This window comes from Streptomyces sp. GbtcB6, from assembly GCF_019091475.1.
Lineage (GTDB): Bacteria > Actinomycetota > Actinomycetes > Streptomycetales > Streptomycetaceae > Streptomyces > Streptomyces hyaluromycini.
The window spans coordinates 364,418-384,350 of sequence record NZ_JAGXJL010000001.1 but is presented as its reverse complement, the minus strand read 5'-3'; the positions used below and the strand labels follow the sequence as shown (position 1 = coordinate 384,350).

The following is a 19,933-nucleotide window of genomic DNA, read 5'->3' as shown; positions in this document are numbered from 1 at the left end:
GATGAACTTGTGATCGCCCTCTCTCTCGCCGAGATCGCAGAAGTCGTCGGCGGGCAGACGCACGACATACCGGATCCGTCCGTCCTGGTCACCGGCGAGGTCGTCCGGGACTCCCGCGAGGTGGGGCCGGGCAGTCTGTTCGCCGCCTTCGTGGGCGAGCGCGTGGACGGCCACGACTTCGCCGCCCAGGTCGTCGAGCAGGGCGCGGTCGCCGTACTGGCGTCGCGCCCCGTCGGCGTGCCCGCGATCGTCGTGGACGACGTCCAGACCGCCCTCGGCGCCCTCGCCCGCCATGTCGTACGACGGCTCGGCGCGACCCTCGTGGCGCTGACCGGCTCGGCCGGCAAGACCAGCACCAAGGACCTCATCGCCCAGGTGCTGCGCACCAAGGCGCCGACCGTGTTCACACCAGGCTCCCTCAACAACGAGATCGGGCTGCCGCTGACCGCCCTGTCCGCCACCGAGGAGACGAAGTTCCTGGTGCTGGAGATGGGCGCCCGCGGCATCGGCCACATCCGCTACCTCACCGATCTGACGCCCCCGAAGATCGGCCTGGTCCTCAACGTCGGCACCGCCCACATCGGCGAGTTCGGCGGCCGGGAGCAGATCGCCCAGGCGAAGGGCGAGTTGGTGGAGGCCCTGCCGGCGGCCGAGGAGGGCGGCGCCGCGATCCTCAACGCGGACGACCCGTTGGTGCGGGCCATGGCCTCCCGTACCAAGGCGAAGGTGGTCCTTTTCGGAGAGTCGGCCGAAGCGGACGTACGGGCCGAGAACGTACGACTCACGGACACGGGACAGCCCGCGTTCAGCCTTCACACACCCTCCGGTGCAAGCGATGTGACCATGCGCCTGTACGGTGAGCACCACGTGTCGAACGCGCTCGCCGCGGCCGCCGTCGCCCATGAGCTGGGCATGTCCGCGGAAGAGATCGCGCTCGCGCTCTCCGAGGCGGGCTCCCTCTCCCGCTGGCGTATGGAGGTCACCGAGCGCCCGGACGGCGTGACCATCGTCAACGACGCCTACAACGCCAACCCCGAGTCCATGCGAGCCGCGCTGCGCGCGCTCGCGGCCATGGGCCAGGGGCGCCGCACGTGGGCGGTGCTCGGCAAGATGGCCGAGCTCGGGGACGAGGCGCTCGCCGAGCACGACGCGGTCGGACGGCTCGCCGTCCGGCTCAATGTCGGCAAGCTCGTCGCCGTCGGGGGAGTGGAAGCCTCCTGGCTGCAACTGGGCGCATATAACGAGGGTTCGTGGGGTGAGGAGTCGGTGCACGTGTCCGACGCACAGGCGGCGGTCGACCTGTTGCGCAGCGAGTTGCGCCCGGGGGACGTCGTACTCGTGAAGGCGTCACGGTCGGTGGGCCTGGAGAGCGTTGCGCAGGCGCTTGTGGAGTCCGGTGCAGAGGGTGTTGATGCCCGATGATGAAGCAGATCCTCTTCTCGGGCGTCATCGGTCTCTTCCTGACCCTGGTCGGCACTCCGCTGCTGATCAAGCTCCTCGCCCGCAAGGGCTACGGCCAGTACATCCGTGACGACGGCCCGCGCGAGCACGCCAGCAAGCGCGGTACGCCGACGATGGGCGGCATCGCCTTCATCTTCGCGACGGTCGCCGCCTACTTCCTGTCCAAGGTGATCACCGGCTACACCCCGACCTACTCGGGCCTGCTGGTGCTCGGCCTGATGTGCGGGATGGGCCTGGTCGGCTTCCTGGACGACTACATCAAGATCGTCAAGCGGCGTTCGCTGGGCCTGCGGGCCAAGGCGAAGATGGCCGGCCAGCTGATCGTCGGTATTTCCTTCGCGGTGCTGTCGCTGATGTTCGCCGACGCCCGCGGCAACACCCCGGCCTCCACCAAGCTGTCCTTCATCACGGACTTCGGCTGGTCGATCGGCCCGGTGCTGTTCGTGGTCTGGGCGCTGTTCATGATCCTCGCGATGTCCAACGGCGTGAACCTGACCGACGGTCTGGACGGCCTCGCCACCGGCGCCTCCGTGCTCGTCTTCGGCGCCTACACGTTCATCGGCGTCTGGCAGTTCCAGGAGTCCTGCGCCAACGCGACGACCCTGACCAACCCGAACGCCTGCTACGAGGTGCGAGACCCGCTGGACCTCGCGGTCATCGCCTCCGCGCTGATGGGTTCCTGCCTCGGCTTCCTGTGGTGGAACACCTCGCCGGCCAAGATCTTCATGGGCGACACCGGTTCGCTCGCGCTCGGCGGTGTCCTCACGGGCCTGGCGATCCTGTCCCGCACCGAGCTCCTCGTCGCCATCATGGGCGGCCTGTTCGTCCTCATCACCATGTCGGTCGTCATCCAGGTCGGCTCCTTCCGGCTCACCGGCAGGCGCGTCTTCCGGATGGCACCGCTCCAGCACCACTTCGAACTCAAGGGCTGGTCCGAAGTCCTTGTGGTGGTCCGCTTCTGGATCATCCAGGGCATCTGTGTGATTGTCGGACTGGGCCTCTTCTACGCAGGATGGGCAGCGGACAAGTGACCGACTGGCAGGGCAAGCACGTCACCGTCGCCGGGCTCGGCGTCTCCGGTGTCCCGGCGGCCAAGGTGCTGCACGCGCGGGGCGCGATCGTCACGGTCGTCAACGACGGCGACGACGCACGCGCGCGTGAGCAGGCCGCCGGACTGGAGGCGCTGGGCGTCACGGTGCGGCTCGGCGACGGCGCCACCCTGCCCGAGGGCACCGAACTGATCGTCACCGCGCCCGGCTGGAAACCGGACAAGCCGCTGTTCCAGGCGGCCCGTGCGGCCGGTGTCGACATCTGGGGCGACGTCGAGCTCGCCTGGCGGCTCCGGGGCCCCGACGCGGCCCCCTGGCTGGCCGTCACCGGCACCAACGGCAAGACCACCACCGTCCAGATGCTGGCGTCCATCCTGAAGGCCGCCGGCCTGCGCACGGCCGCCGTCGGCAACATCGGCGTCTCGCTGCTCGACGCGGTCCTCGGGGACGAGGAGTACGACGTCCTGGCCGTGGAGCTGTCGAGCTACCAGCTGCACTGGGCGCCCTCGCTGCGCGCCCACTCGGCGGCCGTCCTGAACCTCGCCCCCGACCACCTCGACTGGCACGGCTCCATGGAGGCGTACGCGAGGGACAAGGGCCGTATCTACGAGGGCAACCGGGTCGCCTGCGTCTACAACGTCGCCGACAAGCTCACCGAGGAGCTGGTGCGCGAGGCCGACGTCGAGGAGGGCTGCCGGGCCATCGGCTTCACCCTCGGCACCCCGGGGCCCTCCCAACTCGGCGTCGTGGACGGCATCCTCGTGGACCGCGCCTTCGTCGAGAACCGGCAGAAGAACGCCCAGGAGCTGGCCGAGGTCTCCGACGTCAACCCGCCGGCCCCGCACAACATCGCCAACGCCCTCGCGGCGGCGGCCCTCGCCCGCGCCTTCGGGGTGCCTCCCGCGGCCGTACGGGACGGGCTGCGGAACTTCACCCCGGACGCCCACCGCATCGCGCACGTGGCCGATGTGGACGGCGTCGCCTACGTCGACGACTCCAAGGCCACCAACACGCACGCGGCGGAAGCCTCGTTGGCGTCATATGAGTCGATCGTATGGATTGCGGGCGGTCTGGCGAAGGGTGCGACCTTCGACGAGCTGGTCGCCAAGTCGGCAAAGCGACTTCGCGGTGTGGTGCTCATCGGCGCCGATCGCGCCCTCATCCGGGACGCCCTCGCGCGACACGCGCCGGAAGTACCCGTCGTCGACCTCGACCGGACCGACACTGGGGCGATGCTCGCGGCGGTCCAGGAGGCGCGGCGACTCGCCGTCGCCGGAGACACGGTGCTCCTCGCACCCGCCTGTGCCTCCATGGACATGTTCGCCAACTACAACAAGCGCGGTGACGCGTTCGCCCAGGCTGTTCGCGAACTCGGCGCCTGACCCGGCCGCCTGCCGGGCGACCTTGGGAGGGACGCGTGGGACGGTCGACGTTCAGCGGAGGCGTTGATGCCCGGTAGCCGCACCGGCCGGCCGCCCGTACAGCGAGCGGTCCGGCGGCCCGCCGCGCCCCGCGCGTCGCGCGAGAACCCGCTGCGGCGGCTCTACACGCGCGCCCAACGGGCCTGGGACCGGCCGCTGACCGCGTACTACCTGATCCTCGGCGGCAGCCTGCTCATCATCGTGCTGGGTCTTGTGATGGTCTACTCGGCCTCCCAGATCACCGCGCTGCAGATGTCGCTGCCGGGCTCGTTCTTCTTCCGCAAACAGTTCCTGGCCGCCTCCATCGGCGGCGTACTGCTGCTCGTCGCGTCCCGCATGCCGGTGAAACTGCACCGGGCGCTCGCCTACCCGATCCTCGCCGGAGCCGTCTTCATGATGGCGCTCGTACAGGTGCCGGGGATAGGCATGTCGGTCAACGGCAACCAGAACTGGATCTCCCTCGGCGGCTCCTTCCAGATCCAGCCCAGCGAGTTCGGCAAGCTCGCCCTGGTGCTGTGGGGCGCCGACCTGATGGCCCGCAAACAGGAGAGACGGCTGCTGACCCAGTGGAAGCACATGCTGGTGCCGCTCGTTCCGGTGAGCTTCCTGCTGCTCGGGCTGATCATGCTCGGCGGCGACATGGGTACCGCGATCATCCTGACCGCGATCCTGTTCGGCCTGCTGTGGCTGGCGGGGGCGCCGACCCGGCTGTTCGCCGGTGTGCTGTCCATCGCGGGCCTGCTCGGTGTGATCCTCATCAAGACCAGCCCCAACCGGATGGCCCGGCTCGCCTGCATCGGCGCCACCGAACCGAAGACCGGCGTCGCCGACTGCTGGCAGGCGGTTCATGGCATCTACGCCCTGGCCAGCGGCGGGCTCTTCGGATCCGGACTCGGTGCGAGTGTGGAAAAATGGGGCCAACTTCCCGAAGCCCACACCGACTTCATCTTCGCCGTCACCGGTGAGGAACTGGGTCTGGCGGGGACACTGTCGGTACTGGCCCTCTTCGCGGCTCTAGGCTATGCGGGTATCCGCGTGGCCGGACGCACGGAGGACCCCTTCGTGAGGTACGCCGCGGGAGGTGTGACCACCTGGATCACCGCCCAGGCGGTGATCAACATCGGTGCGGTGCTCGGCCTGCTGCCGATCGCCGGCGTCCCCCTCCCGCTGTTCTCCTACGGAGGCTCCGCCCTGCTGCCGACCATGTTCGCGATCGGGCTGCTGATCGCCTTCGCACGCGACGATCCCGCTGCGCGGGCGGCGCTTGCGATGCGGCAACCTCGCTTTGGTAGAAAGCGGGGAGCCGGGGGCCCTCAGGGGCCTCGGAGATGGAACACGATGCGACGGCGTGCCTCGGCGGCGCGCTCGTCCGGAGAGCGGTGAATTTCGGTGCATGTCGTACTCGCTGGTGGGGGGACCGCCGGCCACATCGAGCCCGCGCTCGCCCTCGCGGACGCCCTGCGCAGGCAGGACCCCACCGTGGGGATCACGGCCCTGGGCACGGAGCGCGGCCTGGAGACCAAGCTGGTCCCGGAACGCGGTTATGAGCTCGCACTGATCCCGGCGGTGCCGCTGCCCCGCAAGCCCACCCCCGAGCTCATCACCGTCCCGGGCCGGCTGCGCGGCACCATCAAGGCGGCCGAGCAGATCCTGGAGCGCACCAAGGCGGACTGCGTCGTCGGCTTCGGCGGCTATGTCGCCCTGCCCGGCTACCTCGCCGCCAAGCGCCTCGGCGTGCCGATCGTGATCCACGAGGCCAACGCCCGCCCCGGCCTCGCCAACAAGATCGGCTCCCGGTACGCCGCCAAGGTCGCCGTCTCCACCCCGGACAGCAAGCTGCGCGACGCCCGCTACATCGGCATCCCGCTGCGCCGCTCCATCTCCCTCCTGGACCGCGCCGCGGCCCGCCCCGAGGCGCGGCACCGCTTCGGCCTCGACCCCAACCTGCCCACGCTGCTGGTCTCCGGCGGTTCCCAGGGCGCCCGCCGCCTCAACGAGGTCATCCAGCAGGTCGCGCCCTGGCTCCAGCAGGCCGGCATCCAGATCCTGCACGCGGTCGGCCCGAAGAACGAACTGCCGCAGGTACACCAGATGCCGGGAATGCCCCCCTATATCCCGGTAAGTTACCTGGACCGGATGGACCTCGCGTACGCCGCGGCCGACATGATGCTCTGCCGCGCGGGCGCGATGACCGTCGCCGAACTCTCCGCCGTCGGGCTCCCGGCCGCCTACGTCCCGCTGCCCATCGGCAACGGCGAACAGCGGCTGAACGCCCAGCCGGTGGTCAAGGCCGGCGGCGGCCTGCTGGTCGACGACGCGGAACTCACCCCGGAGTGGGTGCAGCAGAACGTCCTGCCCGTGCTCGCCGACCCCCACCGGCTGTACGAGATGTCCCGCGCGGCAAGCGAGTTCGGCCGCCGGGACGCCGACGACCTGCTCGTCGGCATGGTGTACGAGGCGATCGCCTCAAGCCGGTAGGACCGTATGACGAAAGGCAAGTGAGCAGCGTGGCCGGACCGACCACCACCGCCGAACGCGGTGAACGCCAGCAGGGGTCGTCCGGCCTGCCGCTGGTCCGGCGGCTGCGGAACCGCCGCTTTCGCCGGACCGTCATCCTGGCGCTGTGCGTGCTGCTCCTCGGGTCCGGCTCGGTCTGGCTGCTGTACGGCTCCCCATGGCTGCGCGTGCGTCATGTCTCCGTGTCCGGTACGGCCGTTCTGACGCCCGAGCAGGTCCTCGAGGTCGCCGACGTCCCGGTCGGGGCGCCGATGGTGTCCGTCGACACCGACGGGATCGAGGCCCGGCTTCGCCGGAAGCTGCCCCGCATCGACGTGGTGGACGTCGTCCGTTCCTGGCCCCGTGGAATCGGGCTGAAAGTAATCGAGCGCACTCCGGTGCTGCTCATCGAAAAGGGCGGAAAGTTCACCGAAGTGGACAGGAAAGGCGTCCGGTTCGCCACGGTTTCGCAGGCACCGAAAGGCGTTCCAGCGCTGGAATTGAGTCTCCCCCGGTCGGGTTCGGCCACCGCGAGCCTGCGCCGGTTCGGCACCGAGCGGCTGGTGCGGGAAGCGGTCGAGATCGCGCGTGCCATTCCGGCCGCCGTCCGCCGGGACACCGGGACCATCAAGGTCCGTTCCTACGACGACATCTCGCTGGAGTTGGGCGGCGGCCGCATCGTCGAGTGGGGCAGTGCCGAGAACGGCGCGGCCAAGGCGCGCACGCTCACCGCGCTCCTGAAAGCCGCTTCCGGAGCCCGGCACTTCGACGTAAGCGTTCCCACCGCCCCTGCGTCATCAGCGAGTTGACGCACATCAGCGCAGGCCAGCACCCTGGTTGGGCACCGCTATGGCTGATCACATAGGGTGAAAAGAAAAACGGGAGGTTCGGCGTGTTCGTTGAACGCGCGCCACTTGTCGACTTAGTGTCCTGTTCAGAAGACTCCAGGGAACAGACACACTGGTAACCCTAAACTTCAACGTTAGGGTTCGGGTCGGCGCTACGGACCGTCCCAATCGGCATCTGCCGTCCCGCGCGGACCCCGCACGTGGACGGCAACGTAATTCGAGGCGAGAGGCCTTCGACGTGGCAGCACCGCAGAACTACCTCGCAGTCATCAAGGTCATCGGTGTCGGCGGCGGTGGTGTCAATGCCATCAACCGGATGATCGAGGTCGGTCTCAAGGGCGTCGAGTTCATCGCCATCAACACCGACGCACAGGCGCTGTTGATGAGCGACGCCGACGTCAAGCTCGACGTCGGCCGTGAACTCACCCGTGGACTCGGCGCCGGCGCCAACCCGGCCGTCGGCCGCAAGGCCGCCGAGGACCACCGTGAGGAGATCGAGGAGGTCCTCAAGGGGGCCGACATGGTCTTCGTGACGGCCGGCGAAGGCGGCGGCACCGGCACCGGCGGCGCGCCCGTCGTGGCCAACATCGCGCGCTCGCTGGGCGCCCTCACCATCGGCGTGGTCACCCGCCCCTTCACCTTCGAGGGCCGGCGCCGCGCCAACCAGGCCGAGGACGGCATCGCCGAACTGCGCGAAGAGGTCGACACCCTCATCGTCATCCCGAACGACCGGCTGCTGTCCATCTCGGACCGCCAGGTCTCGGTGCTCGACGCGTTCAAGTCGGCCGACCAGGTCCTGCTCTCCGGTGTCCAGGGCATCACCGACCTCATCACCACCCCCGGCCTGATCAACCTCGACTTCGCCGACGTCAAGTCGGTCATGTCCGAGGCCGGTTCGGCCCTCATGGGCATCGGCTCGGCCCGCGGCGACGACCGCGCGGTGGCCGCCGCCGAGATGGCGATCTCCTCGCCGCTCCTGGAGGCCTCCATCGACGGCGCCCGGGGCGTGCTGCTCTCCATCTCCGGCGGCTCCGACCTCGGCCTCTTCGAGATCAACGAGGCCGCCCAGCTGGTCAGCGAGGCCGCCCACCCCGAGGCCAACATCATCTTCGGCGCGGTCATCGACGACGCCCTCGGCGACGAGGTCCGCGTCACGGTCATCGCGGCCGGCTTCGACGGGGGCCAGCCCCCGGCCCGCCGGGACAACGTCCTCGGCTCGTCCTCGGCCGGCGCCCGCCGCGAGGAGCCCGCCCCGGCACGGCGGGAGCCCGAGCGCCCCTCCTTCGGCTCGCTCGGCAGCGTGACCCCCAAGGAGGAGCCGGAGCCGGCGCCCGAGCCGGTGGCCGACATCCCGGTCGCCCCGCCGGTCCCGCCGTCCCGTTCCTACACGGACAGCGCGGCCGAGGAACTGGACGTACCGGACTTCCTCAAGTGATCCTTACGACGTGATAGGACAGCGCGAGACCGTGAGCGGCGCGCACTTCGCCTTCACCGACAGGTGGGGCGGGGTGAGCGCCGCTCCGTACGAGGAGCTCAACCTGGGCGGGGCGGTCGGCGACGACCCCGGCGTGGTACGGACCAACCGGGAGATCGCCGCCAAGTCGCTCGGCCTGGACCCCGGCCGGGTGGTCTGGATGAACCAGGTCCACGGCAACGACGTGGCCGAGGTCGAAGGTCCGTGGACCACCCGGCTCACGCCCGAGGTGGACGGGCTGGTGACCGCGGCCCGGGGGCTTGCCCTCGCCGTTCTCACCGCCGACTGCGTGCCGGTCCTGCTGGCCGACCCGGTCGCCAAAGTGGTCGCGGCCGCCCATGCGGGCCGGCCGGGCATGGTGAAGGGGATCGTGCCCGCCGCGATCGACGCCATGGAGTCGCTCGGCGCCGACCCGGCCCGGATCGTCGCCCGCACCGGACCCGCCGTCTGCGGCCGGTGCTACGAGGTGCCGGAGGCGATGCGCGCCGAGGTGGCCGCCGTGGAGCCGGCGGCGCACGCAGAGACAAGCTGGGGCACTCCCGCGGTCGACGTCAGCGCCGGAGTGCACGCACAGCTCGCACGCGCCGGGGTGCACGACCGGGAGCAGTCGCCGGTGTGCACGCTGGAGTCGGACGATCACTTCTCGTACCGCCGGGAGCGCACCACCGGGCGGCTCGCCGGCTATGTGTGGCTGGACTGATGGGACATGACGGACCGTAACACCGAACTCGCCGCAAATCTGGCGAAAGTGGAGGAGCGCATCGCCGCCGCCTGTGCGGCGGCCGGGCGCAAGCGGGAGGAGGTGACCCTGATCGTGGTCACCAAGACCTATCCGGCGAGTGACGTGCGGATCCTGTCGGGGCTCGGAGTGCGCCATGTCGCCGAGAACCGAGACCAGGACGCGGCCCCCAAGGCTGCCGAATGTACGGATCTTCCCCTCAACTGGCACTTTGTTGGTCAATTGCAGACCAATAAAGTGCGATCCGTGGTGGGTTATGCGGATGTCGTGCAGTCGGTCGATCGCTCCAGGCTCGTGGACGCGCTGTCCAAGGAGGCGGTGCGGGCCGGGCGCGAGGTCGGGTGTCTCCTCCAGGTCGCGCTCGACGCGGGCGCGAGCGGAAGGGGGGAGCGCGGCGGCGTGGCGCCGGGCGGAATCGAAGGGTTGGCCGCCCTGGTCGCCGGATCGCCGGGACTGCGGCTCGACGGCCTCATGACCGTCGCTCCGCTCACCGGGGAGTACGCGGGGCGCCAACGCGAGGCGTTCGGGCGGTTGATGGATTTGTCGACTGACCTGCGCCGGGCCCATCCGGCTGCGAACATGGTCTCCGCAGGGATGAGTGCGGACCTTGAGGAAGCCGTGGCGGCCGGGGCGACACATGTACGCGTCGGCACTGCGGTACTCGGAGTCCGCCCCAGGCTCGGGTAACGTCGCCAGGAAGTCGGACCACAGCAGAAAATATGGTCAATGCCGCCCAGAGTGGGCACAACGACCGTGTGGATCGCGGGACTTGGCAGTCGTCACCGATCCACCACAGAGCGGAGGACTCAGAGCATGGCCGGCGCGATGCGCAAGATGGCGGTCTACCTCGGCCTCGTGGAGGACGATGGGTACGACGGCCGCGGATTCGACCCCGATGACGACTTCGAGCCCGAACTGGACCCGGAGCCCGAGCGGGACCATCGACGGCACGAGCCGTCACACCAGTCCCACGGCGCACACCAGTCCCAAAGGGACGATTCGGTACGAGTGGTACAGCCGTCGCCCCCGCGTGAGCCGATGTCGCATTCCGCTTCGCTCCCCGCGGAATCGGGGCGCCCGGCGCGCATCGCCCCCGTGGCGTCCATCACACAAGAACGCGCAAGCCTGGAGAAGAACGCACCGGTGATCATGCCCAAGGTCGTGTCGGAACGAGAGCCTTACCGGATCACCACGCTTCACCCCCGGACCTACAACGAGGCCCGTACCATCGGGGAACACTTCCGTGAGGGCACCCCGGTGATCATGAATCTGACTGAGATGGATGACACAGACGCGAAGCGACTTGTCGACTTTGCGGCTGGTTTGGTGTTTGGTCTTCACGGCAGCATCGAGCGGGTGACGCAGAAGGTGTTCCTGTTGTCGCCTGCTAACGTCGATGTCACGGCGGAGGACAAGGCCCGCATCGCAGAGGGCGGGTTCTTCAACCAGAGCTGAGACGCAAGACCGGTACAAGGCACGTAACAGGGGAGAGGGAAAGCACGGACCATGAGCGTGTTTCTGGATGTGATCTACATCGCGCTGATGTGCTTCCTCATCGTGCTCATCTTCCGGTTGGTCATGGACTACGTGTTCCAGTTCGCCCGCTCATGGCAACCCGGCAAGGCGATGGTGGTCGTACTTGAGGCCACCTACACTGTCACCGATCCACCGCTCAAGCTTCTGCGGCGGTTCATCCCGCCGCTGCGTCTCGGGGGCGTGGCGCTCGACCTGTCCTTCTTCGTGCTGATGATCATCGTCTACATCCTGATTGCGATCGTTGGTCGGCTGTGATGAGCGATGTGACCTACCGTCTTGCCGAACGCCGACGACTACGTTGAGGTGAAGAGATGCCGTTGACCCCCGAGGACGTGCGGAACAAGCAGTTCACGACCGTCCGCCTCCGAGAAGGCTATGACGAGGACGAGGTCGATGCCTTCCTCGATGAGGTCGAAGCCGAACTGACGCGCCTGCTCCGCGAGAACGAGGACCTGCGCGCCAAGCTGGCCGCGGCCACGCGCGCTGCTGCCCAGAACCAGCAGAACATGCGCAAGCCTCCGGAGCCGCAGGACCAGCAGCAGGGCGGTATGCCTCAGCAGGGCGGTATGCCTCAGGGCATGCCTCAGCAGGGCGGTATGCCTCAGGGCATGCCTCAGCAGGGCATGCCTCAGCAAGGTGGTATGCCCCAGCAGGGCATGCGAGGCCCCGGCGCTCCGGTGCCCGCCGGCATATCGGGCCCGCCGCAGCAGCAGATGGGTGGCCCCATGGGCGGTCCCCCGCAGCTGCCGAGCGGCGCCCCGCAGCTGCCGGCCGGTCCCAGTGGCCAGGGCGGTCCGCAGGGTCCCGGTCCGATGGGCCAGGGCCCGATGGGTCCCGGTCCGATGGGCCAGGGCTCGATGGGCCAGGGCCCGATGGGTCAGGGCATGGGTCAGGGCATGGGCCAGGGTCCCGGCCCGATGGGTCAGGGCATGGGCCCGATGGGCGGCCAGCCGCCCATGCAGCAGCAGATGGGTGGTCCGATGGGCGGCCCCATGGGCGGTCCGATGGGCGGCCCCGGTCAGGGCCCCGGTGGCGACAGCGCCGCCCGTGTCCTCTCGCTGGCCCAGCAGACCGCCGACCAGGCGATCGCCGAGGCCCGCTCCGAGGCCAACAAGATCGTCGGCGAGGCCCGCAGCCGCGCCGAGGGTCTGGAGCGTGACGCCCGTGCCAAGGCCGACGCGCTGGAGCGGGACGCGCAGGAGAAGCACCGCGTCGCCATGGGCTCCCTGGAGTCCGCGCGCGCCACGCTGGAGCGCAAGGTCGAGGACCTGCGCGGCTTCGAGCGCGAGTACCGCACGCGTCTGAAGTCGTACCTGGAGTCGCAGCTGCGTCAGCTGGAGACCCAGGCCGACGACTCCCTGGCGCCGCCGCGCACCCCGGCCGCGGCCTCCCTCCCGCCGTCCCCGGCGCCCTCCATGGCCCCGGCCGGCGCGAGCGCCCCGTCCTACGGCGGCAACCCGCCGATGGGCGGCGCCCCGTCCCCCGCTGGCCCGTCCTACGGCGGCCAGCAGCAGATGACGCCGGCGATGACCCAGCCGATGGCACCGGTACGCCCGCAGGGCCCGTCCCCGATGGGCCAGGCGCCGTCCCCGATGCGCGGCTTCCTCATCGACGAGGACGACAACTGACGGCGGGCGCGTAGTACGACGTCGGCGTCGGCAAGCGTTCACAAGGGCGGGGCCCCGGATTTCGATCCGGGGCCCCGCCCTTTTGCGCGGGTCCCACCCAGGGGCGCGGGGCTGTATCGATACGTGGCTGCCGCCGCGTGGGCGCACGCTCTGCAAGCCGACCCGCAGCTTGGGGAAGAGGCTCACGCATCAGGGGCGCGGGGAACCGCGCACGATGAGGACTCCGACCCGCACATACGAGAAGGGCCCGGTCCCCACCGCGGAGACCGGGCCCTTCTCGAACAGGCCGGCGCTTACGCCTTGCGCAGACGGAACGTCAGGGACAACCCTTCGTCGGTGAAGGGATCGCCGTAACCGTCATCCCCCTCGCCCTGCGAGAAGTCGGTCGCCAGAACTTCGTCGGCGATCAGCGAAGCGTGCTCCGCCAGCGCCGCGATCACCGCCGGGTCGGTCGACACCCACCTGAGCGCGATCCGGTCGGCCACGTCCAGCCCGCTGTTCTTGCGTGCCTCCTGGATCAGCCGGATCGCGTCCCGGGCCAGGCCGGCCTGGCGCAGCTCCTCGGTGATCTCCAGGTCGAGCGCGACGGTCGCACCGGAGTCCGACGCCACCGACCAGCCCTCACGAGGCGTCTCCGTGATGATCACCTCGTCCGGCGCCAGCGTCACCGTCTCGCCGTCGACCTCCACGGACGCCGTGCCCTCACGCAGCGCCAGCGACAGCGCGGCCGCGTCGGCCGCGGCGACCGCCTTGGCCACGTCCTGCACCCGCTTGCCGAACCGCTTGCCCAGCGCCCGGAAGTTGGCCTTGGCCGTGGTGTCCACCAGCGAACCGCCCACCTCGGACAGCGACGCCAGCGAGGACACGTTCAGCTCGTCGGTGATCTGCGTGTGCAGCTCCGGGTCGAGCGCGTCGAAGCCCACCGCCGCGACCAGCGCCCGGGACAGCGGCTGCCGCGTCTTCACGCCCGACTCCGCGCGCGTGGCCCGGCCCAGCTCCACGAGCCGTCGTACCAGAACCATCTGCTTGGACAGCTCCGGGTCGATCGCGGCCAGGTCGGCCTCCGGCCACGCCGCCAGGTGCACCGACTCCGGGGCGCCCGGGGTCACCGGCGCCACCAGGTCCTGCCACACCCGCTCGGTGATGAACGGGGTCAGCGGGGCCATCAGCTTGGTGACCGTCTCCACGACCTCGTGCAGCGTGCGCAGCGCGGCCTTCTCGCCCTGCCAGAAACGGCGCCGCGAACGGCGGACGTACCAGTTGGACAGGTCGTCGACGAACGCCGAGAGCAGCTTGCCGGCGCGCTGGGTGTCGTACGCCTCCAGCGCCTGGGTCACCTGGTCGGTGAGCGCGTGCAGTTCGGAGAGCAGCCAGCGGTCCAGGACCGGGCGGTCGGCCGGGGCCGGGTCGGCCGCGGACGGCGCCCAGTTCGACGTACGGGCGTACAGCGCCTGGAAGGCGACCGTGTTCCAGTACGTCAGCAGCGTCTTGCGGACGACCTCCTGGATGGTGCCGTGGCCCACCCGGCGGGCCGCCCACGGCGAACCGCCGGCCGCCATGAACCAGCGCACCGCGTCCGCCCCGTGCCGGTCCATCAGCGGGATCGGCTCCAGGGTGTTGCCCAGGTGCTTGGACATCTTGCGGCCGTCCTCGGCGAGGATGTGACCGAGGCAGACCACGTTCTCGTACGACGACTTGTCGAAGACCAGTGTGCCGACGGCCATGAGGGTGTAGAACCACCCTCGCGTCTGGTCGATCGCCTCGGAGATGAACTGCGCCGGGTAACGGCTCTCGAACAGCTCCTTGTTCTTGTGCGGGTAGCCCCACTGCGCGAACGGCATAGAACCCGAGTCGTACCAGGCGTCGATGACCTCCGGCACGCGCGTGGCCGTCTTCGCGCACTGCGGGCAGGCGAAGGTGACGTCGTCGATGAACGGGCGGTGCGGGTCCAGCTCCGACTGGTCGGTGCCGGTCAGCTCGGTCAGCTCCGCGCGGGAGCCGACGCAGGTGAGGTGGTCGTCCTCGCAGCGCCAGATCGGCAGCGGGGTGCCCCAGTAGCGGTTGCGGGACAGCGCCCAGTCGATGTTGTTGTTCAGCCAGTCGCCGTACCGGCCGTGCTTGACCGTGTCCGGGAACCAGTTGGTGTTCTCGTTCTCCGCGAGGAGACGGTCCTTGATCGCCGTCGTGCGGATGTACCAGGACGGCTGCGCGTAGTAGAGCAGCGCGGTGTGGCACCGCCAGCAGTGCGGGTAGCTGTGTTCGTACGGAAGGTGCTTGAAGAGGAGGCCGCGCTGCAACAGGTCCTCGGTGAGCCGTTCGTCGGCCTTCTTGAAGAAGACGCCGCCGACCAGCGGCACGTCCTCCTCGAAGGTGCCGTCCGGGCGGACCGGGTTCACCACCGGCAGGCCGTAGGCGCGGCAGACCTTGAGGTCGTCCTCGCCGAAGGCGGGGGACTGGTGGACCAGACCCGTACCGTCCTCGGTCGTGACGTACTCCGCGTTCACGACGTAGTGCGCCGGTTCCGGGAACTCCACGAGCTCGAACGGACGTTGATAGGTCCAGCGCTCCATTTCGGCGCCGGTGAAGGTCTGGCCCGTGGTCTCCCAGCCCTCGCCGAGCGCCTTGGCGACCAGCGGCTCGGCCACCACCAGCTGCTCTTCGCCATTGGTCGCGACGACGTAGGCGACCTCGGGGTGCGCGGCGACCGCCGTGTTGGACACCAGGGTCCACGGGGTCGTCGTCCACACCAGGAGCGCGGCCTGGCCGGCGAGCGGACCGGAGGTGAGCGGGAAACGGACGTACACGGAGGGGTCGACGACCGTCTCGTAGCCCTGCGCCAGCTCGTGGTCGGACAGGCCGGTGCCGCAGCGCGGGCACCAGGGGGCGACGCGGTGGTCCTGGACCAGCAGATCCTTGTCGAAGATCGTCTTCAGCGACCACCAGACCGACTCGATGTACTCGGGGTCCATCGTGCGGTAGGCGTCGTCCAGGTCGGTCCAGTACCCCATGCGGGTCGTCAGCGCCTCGAAGGCATCGGTGTGGCGGGTCACCGACTCACGGCACTTGGCGTTGAACTCGGCGATGCCGTACTTCTCGATGTCCGGCTTGCCGCTGAAGCCCAGCTCCTTCTCGACCGCGAGCTCCACGGGCAGGCCGTGGCAGTCCCAGCCGGCCTTGCGGGCCACGTGGTAGCCGCGCATGGTGCGGAAGCGGGGGAAGACGTCCTTGAAGACGCGCGCCTCGATGTGGTGGGCGCCGGGCATGCCGTTGGCGGTGGGCGGGCCCTCGTAGAACACCCACTCGGGGCGGCCCTCGGACTGCTCCAGGGTCTTGGCGAAGATCTTCTGCTCGCGCCAGAAGTCGAGCACGGCGTGCTCGAGGGCGGGCAGGTCGACCTGTGCGGGCACCTGGCGGTACGTCGGCGCTGTCATCTGCGAGCTTCCTCCAACGGACTTGCTGCCTTCCGTCGGAGGGACGAGAGCCTTGCCTTCCGTACGCCGTGTGCGGCGCGCTCCCGCGGTACCACCCTCCTTGGCCCTCCGGTCGCCGTACGCGCCGGTGAGCCCCCTCATTGGGGTCGCGAAGCCGGTTCTACTCGCCCCAGCCTCTCGGCTGCGGCTTTCCTCCGGCGGCTCCGGGGTGATCTTCACGTCGCGCTCGCCCCCGGGCTTCCACCGTCCCCGGGTCGCTCTGGGCTGCGTACGCCGCTACTCGTCCCCATCCACGCTTCTCGCTCCGCCCAGTGTACGGCGCCGCGCGGACAGCGGCCGACCCGTTTTCGGGGCGCCCGTCCCGGCGCGGTCGGCGCCCGGTGGCCGTCCGGCAGGGATGACCCGAATGGCGCGGTACGCGTGTTCGCATCCTGGGATGTCCGGCTCGGCGGATTACCGCGCGGGGAGCTGGGCACAACGCATGCATACCTGCTGCGTGGGGGGTGCGGGGCAGGCGGATCGGGCGGCGTGCCCCGTTGCCGCGGGACTCAAGTCGATTTATCGTCCCAGCACGATTCGCGTGCAAGATCACAATATGTGAAGGGGCCGCGGCCATGGTGGCGAAGAAGACCGCCGTTAAGCAGTCGGCGTCCGGCCGGTCCAGAGGCGCGGCTGCCTCCGACGGCGACACCAAGGGGGACGGCGAAGAGCAGGGCACGCGCGCGACAGCGGCGGATCCTTCCGGGAAGACCCCAGGTGAAAAGGGCTCCGCCAAGAACTCGGCCGCGAAGAGGGCACCGGTGAGGAAGGCGGCGGAGAAGAGGGCCGCGGCGAAGAAGGCCGACGGGGAGAAGGCGGCCGGGAAGGCGGCCGCGGTGGTGAAGCACACCGTGGACAGGTCGGAGATGCCGGAGAAGAGCGCGTCCAGGGCCGCGGCGACGAAGACCGCGGCGGAGAAGGGCACGGCCAAGAAGAGCACGGCCAAGAAAGCGGGCGCGGCGCGGGCCGCGAAGCAGACGGGAGCCACGACGGTGGTTGCGAAGAAGACTCCTGGCACGGCCGCAGCGGCGGAGAGCGCCGTCCCCAAGGCGCGGGTCGCCACGGCGGCTCCGGGCGAACTCGCGGTGCGTCCCGGCGAGGACCCGTGGACGCCACAGGAGGTCGAGGAGGCGCGCACCGAGCTGATGGCCGAGGCGATCCGGCTGCGGGCCGAGATCGAGGCGTCCGAGAGCGCCCTGGCCGGGCTGATGCGGGACTCCGGCGACGGCGCCGGTGACGACCAGGCCGACACCGGCACCAAGAACATCACCCGCGAGCACGAACTGGCACTGGCCGCCAACGCGCGCGAGATGCTCGAACAGACCGAGCGCGCCCTGCAGAGGCTGGACGCGGGCACCTACGGGCTCTGCGAGAACTGCGGGAACGCCATCGGGAAGGCCCGGATGCAGGCCTTCCCGAGGGCCACCCTGTGCGTGGAGTGCAAGCAGAAGCAGGAACGCCGCTACTGAGCATCGGGGTCCCCTGGGGCGTGCCGTAGTCTCGTCCCGAGGCAGGCACCTAGGTTGAGGGACTCACGTGGCAGAGGCGGAACGCATCATCGGTACGCCGGGTACCCCGGACGACGACGGCGAGCGGACGGCGGCGCCCGGCGCGTCGGACGCGTCCGGTGCGGATCAGCAGTCCACCGCCGACCGGCGGCCCGGGCGCGGGCGCCGTATCGCCGTGCTGTTCGCGGTGGCCGCCTTCGCGTACGCCCTCGACCTGGTCAGCAAGATGATCGTGGTCGCGAAGCTGGAGCACCACGCGCCGATCGAGGTCATCGGCGACTGGCTGGAGTTCCACGCGATCCGCAACCCGGGCGCGGCCTTCGGATTCGGCGGCGCCTTCACGATCATCTTCACGGTGATCGCGGCGGCCGTGATCGTCGTGATCTTCCGGCTGGCGCGCAAGCTGTACAGCTTCCCCTGGGCGGTCGCGCTCGGCCTGCTCCTCGGTGGCGCGCTCGGCAACCTCACCGACCGGATCTTCCGCTCGCCGGGGATCTTCGAGGGCCAGGTCGTCGACTTCATCGCGCCCAAGGGCTTCGCGGTGTTCAACCTGGCCGACTCGGCGATCGTCTGCGGCGGCATCCTGATCGTGCTGCTCTCCTTCCGCGGCCTGGACCCGGACGGGACCGTCCACAAGGACTGAGCGGCCCTGGGGCTCGCGTGCGTACGGGGCTGTCGGCGCGGTCCGGCATACTCGACGGGTGACCACGATTCCCGAGATCCGTACCCTGCCCGTGCCCGACGGCCTGGAGGGCGAGCGCGTCGACGCCGCCATCTCCCGCATGTTCGGCTTCTCCCGCACCAAGGCGGCCGAGCTGGCCGCGGCGGGCAAGGTCCAGGTCGACGGCTCGGTGGTCGGCAAGTCCGAGCGGGTGCGCGGCGGGGCCTGGCTGGAGGTCGAGATGCCGGGGGCGCCCGCGCCCGTGCAGATCGTCGCGGAGCCCGTCGAGGGCATGGAGATCGTGCACGACGACGATGACGTGGTCGTGATCGTCAAGCCGGTCGGCGTCGCCGCGCACCCCAGCCCCGGCTGGACCGGCCCGACCGTGATCGGCGGTCTCGCGGCCGCCGGCTACCGGATCTCCACCTCCGGTGCCGCCGAGCGCCAGGGCATCGTGCACCGCCTCGACGTCGGCACGTCGGGCCTGATGGTGGTCGCCAAGTCGGAGCGGGCGTACACGTCGCTGAAGCGCCAGTTCAAGGAGCGCACGGTCGACAAGCGCTACCACACGCTCGTGCAGGGCCACCCCGACCCGACCAGCGGCACCATCGACGCCCCCATCGGCCGCCACCCGCAGCACGACTACAAATGGGCGGTCACGGCCGACGGCAAGCCCTCCGTGACCCACTACGACCTCATCGAGGCGTTCCGCGCGGCCTCCCTGCTCGACGTGAAGCTGGAGACCGGCCGCACCCACCAGATCCGCGTCCACATGGCCGCCCACCGCCACCCCTGCGTCGGCGACCTGACCTACGGCGCCGACCCGACGCTCGCCAAGCGGCTGCGTCTCACCCGCCAGTGGCTGCACGCGGTCCGGCTCGGTTTCGAGCACCCCGGGGACGGCGAGTGGGCCGAGTTCGAGAGCGAGTACCCGGCGGACCTGCAGGAGGCGCTCGACCAGGTCCGCGAGGAGACGTACGGATGAGCACGCGCGCGTACACGGTGCGGGTCGCCGGGGACCCCGCCGACCTGGAGGCGTGCTTCGCGGTGCGCAAGCAGGTCTTCGTGGTCGAGCAGGGCGTCCCCGAGGACCTGGAGTACGACGAGTACGACCCTGTCGCCGTGCATGTCCTGGCGGTCCGCGAGGACGGCGTACCGCTCGGCACCGGCCGGCTGCTGTACGGCGAGGTGGCCGCGGCGAAGACCGGCGGCGACCTGTCCCTCGGCTCGCTGGGCCGGCTCGCGGTCTCCCAGGAGGCCCGCGGCCTCGGTATCGGGGTCGCCCTCGTCCGGGCCATCGAGGAGGCCGCACGCGCGCGTGGCCTGACCGCCGTGGACCTGCACGCGCAGACCCACGCGCTGGGCTTCTACGAGCGGCTGGGCTACGAGCCCTACGGCCCGGAGTACGAGGAGGCGGGTATCCCGCACCAGGGGATGCGCAGGGCTCTGTAGCCGAGGGTCGGCGCGGGACGGCGAGGGACGGCGGCGGTCGTCCGGCACCGCCGGGCTGCGGCGCCGTGGCCGATCACCGCCGTGGCGGACGAAAGCCGATCGCGGTCGTGGCGGACCAGAGCTGATCGCCGTTGCGGCAGACAAAAAGGGCGCGCCGCAGATACGTGGGCCGGAAGGCCGCCGTGGCACG

General features: G+C 70.1%; 17 protein-coding genes. 16 read left to right on the top strand and 1 reads right to left on the bottom strand.

All coding sequences use genetic code 11. From position 1 onward, the window contains the following. The first annotated feature begins 9 nt into the window (after positions 1 to 9). From murF to KVT45_RS01700, 12 genes are all read left to right on the top strand, one after another. Positions 10 to 1,422 carry a UDP-N-acetylmuramoyl-tripeptide--D-alanyl-D-alanine ligase gene (gene murF, locus KVT45_RS01755; RefSeq protein WP_217544564.1) on the top strand — a complete coding sequence of 471 codons (1,413 nt, stop codon included), beginning with the start codon at positions 10 to 12 and terminating at the stop codon, positions 1,420 to 1,422. Further along, positions 1,422 to 2,492 carry a phospho-N-acetylmuramoyl-pentapeptide-transferase gene (gene mraY / locus KVT45_RS01750; protein ID WP_217544868.1) on the top strand — a complete coding sequence of 357 codons (1,071 nt, stop codon included), beginning with the start codon at positions 1,422 to 1,424 and terminating at the stop codon, positions 2,490 to 2,492. The genes murF and mraY overlap by 1 nt, the downstream gene beginning before the upstream one ends. Then, the gene (murD, locus tag KVT45_RS01745; protein WP_217544562.1) at positions 2,474 to 3,892 is read left to right on the top strand and encodes a UDP-N-acetylmuramoyl-L-alanine--D-glutamate ligase; all 1,419 of its coding nucleotides are present in this window, start codon (positions 2,474 to 2,476) and stop codon (positions 3,890 to 3,892) included. The genes mraY and murD overlap by 19 nt, the downstream gene beginning before the upstream one ends. A 66-nt stretch (positions 3,893 to 3,958) precedes the next feature. Beyond that, complete coding sequence (gene ftsW, locus KVT45_RS01740) at positions 3,959 to 5,314, top strand: putative lipid II flippase FtsW (protein WP_217544560.1); 1,356 nt, start codon at positions 3,959 to 3,961, stop codon at positions 5,312 to 5,314. Positions 5,315 to 5,320: 6 nt separating this feature from the next. Beyond that, a complete protein-coding gene (murG, locus tag KVT45_RS01735; protein WP_217544558.1) occupies positions 5,321 to 6,409 on the top strand; it encodes an undecaprenyldiphospho-muramoylpentapeptide beta-N-acetylglucosaminyltransferase in 1,089 nt (362 codons plus the stop codon). A 29-nt stretch (positions 6,410 to 6,438) separates the two neighbouring features. Then, positions 6,439 to 7,236, top strand: a complete 798-nt coding sequence (locus KVT45_RS01730) for an FtsQ-type POTRA domain-containing protein (protein WP_217544867.1) — start codon at positions 6,439 to 6,441, stop codon at positions 7,234 to 7,236. 277 nt (positions 7,237 to 7,513) lie between these two features. Then, positions 7,514 to 8,710 (top strand): cell division protein FtsZ, encoded by a 1,197-nt coding sequence (gene ftsZ, locus KVT45_RS01725; RefSeq protein ID WP_217544556.1) that lies wholly within the window; start codon positions 7,514 to 7,516, stop codon positions 8,708 to 8,710. 10 nt (positions 8,711 to 8,720) lie between these two features. Then, on the top strand, positions 8,721 to 9,449 hold the full coding sequence (pgeF, locus tag KVT45_RS01720; RefSeq protein ID WP_217544555.1) for a peptidoglycan editing factor PgeF: 729 nt from the start codon (positions 8,721 to 8,723) through the stop codon (positions 9,447 to 9,449). A gap of 6 nt (positions 9,450 to 9,455) precedes the next feature. Beyond that, positions 9,456 to 10,175 carry a YggS family pyridoxal phosphate-dependent enzyme gene (locus tag KVT45_RS01715; protein WP_217544553.1) on the top strand — a complete coding sequence of 240 codons (720 nt, stop codon included), beginning with the start codon at positions 9,456 to 9,458 and terminating at the stop codon, positions 10,173 to 10,175. Positions 10,176 to 10,301: 126 nt separating this feature from the next. After that, positions 10,302 to 10,943 carry a cell division protein SepF gene (locus KVT45_RS01710; RefSeq protein WP_089101077.1) on the top strand — a complete coding sequence of 214 codons (642 nt, stop codon included), beginning with the start codon at positions 10,302 to 10,304 and terminating at the stop codon, positions 10,941 to 10,943. A gap of 51 nt (positions 10,944 to 10,994) precedes the next feature. Continuing rightward, positions 10,995 to 11,279, top strand: coding sequence for a YggT family protein (locus tag KVT45_RS01705; protein WP_046729537.1), 285 nt, complete (start codon positions 10,995 to 10,997; stop codon positions 11,277 to 11,279). 56 nt (positions 11,280 to 11,335) lie between these two features. Beyond that, entirely contained in the window at positions 11,336 to 12,652 is a 1,317-nt protein-coding gene (locus tag KVT45_RS01700; protein ID WP_217544552.1) for a DivIVA domain-containing protein, read from the top strand. Between the two features lie 293 nt (positions 12,653 to 12,945). On the opposite strand, the gene ileS is transcribed toward KVT45_RS01700, so the two are convergent. Next, a complete protein-coding gene (ileS, locus tag KVT45_RS01695) occupies positions 12,946 to 16,083 on the bottom strand; it encodes an isoleucine--tRNA ligase (RefSeq protein WP_217544550.1) in 3,138 nt (1,045 codons plus the stop codon). Between the two features lie 614 nt (positions 16,084 to 16,697). Here ileS and KVT45_RS01690 point away from each other — a divergent pair. The 4 genes from KVT45_RS01690 to KVT45_RS01675 all read left to right on the top strand — a co-directional run bounded on the left by KVT45_RS01690 (position 16,698) and on the right by KVT45_RS01675 (position 19,743). After that, entirely contained in the window at positions 16,698 to 17,591 is an 894-nt protein-coding gene (locus KVT45_RS01690) for a TraR/DksA family transcriptional regulator (protein WP_217544548.1), read from the top strand. Positions 17,592 to 17,658: 67 nt separating this feature from the next. Further along, positions 17,659 to 18,273 carry a signal peptidase II gene (gene lspA / locus KVT45_RS01685; RefSeq protein ID WP_217544546.1) on the top strand — a complete coding sequence of 205 codons (615 nt, stop codon included), beginning with the start codon at positions 17,659 to 17,661 and terminating at the stop codon, positions 18,271 to 18,273. A 58-nt stretch (positions 18,274 to 18,331) separates the two neighbouring features. Next, positions 18,332 to 19,276 (top strand): RluA family pseudouridine synthase, encoded by a 945-nt coding sequence (locus KVT45_RS01680; RefSeq protein WP_217544544.1) that lies wholly within the window; start codon positions 18,332 to 18,334, stop codon positions 19,274 to 19,276. Beyond that, positions 19,273 to 19,743, top strand: a complete 471-nt coding sequence (locus KVT45_RS01675; RefSeq protein WP_217544542.1) for a GNAT family N-acetyltransferase — start codon at positions 19,273 to 19,275, stop codon at positions 19,741 to 19,743. Before KVT45_RS01680 ends, KVT45_RS01675 begins: the two co-directional genes overlap by 4 nt. The last annotated feature ends 190 nt before the right edge of the window (positions 19,744 to 19,933 follow it).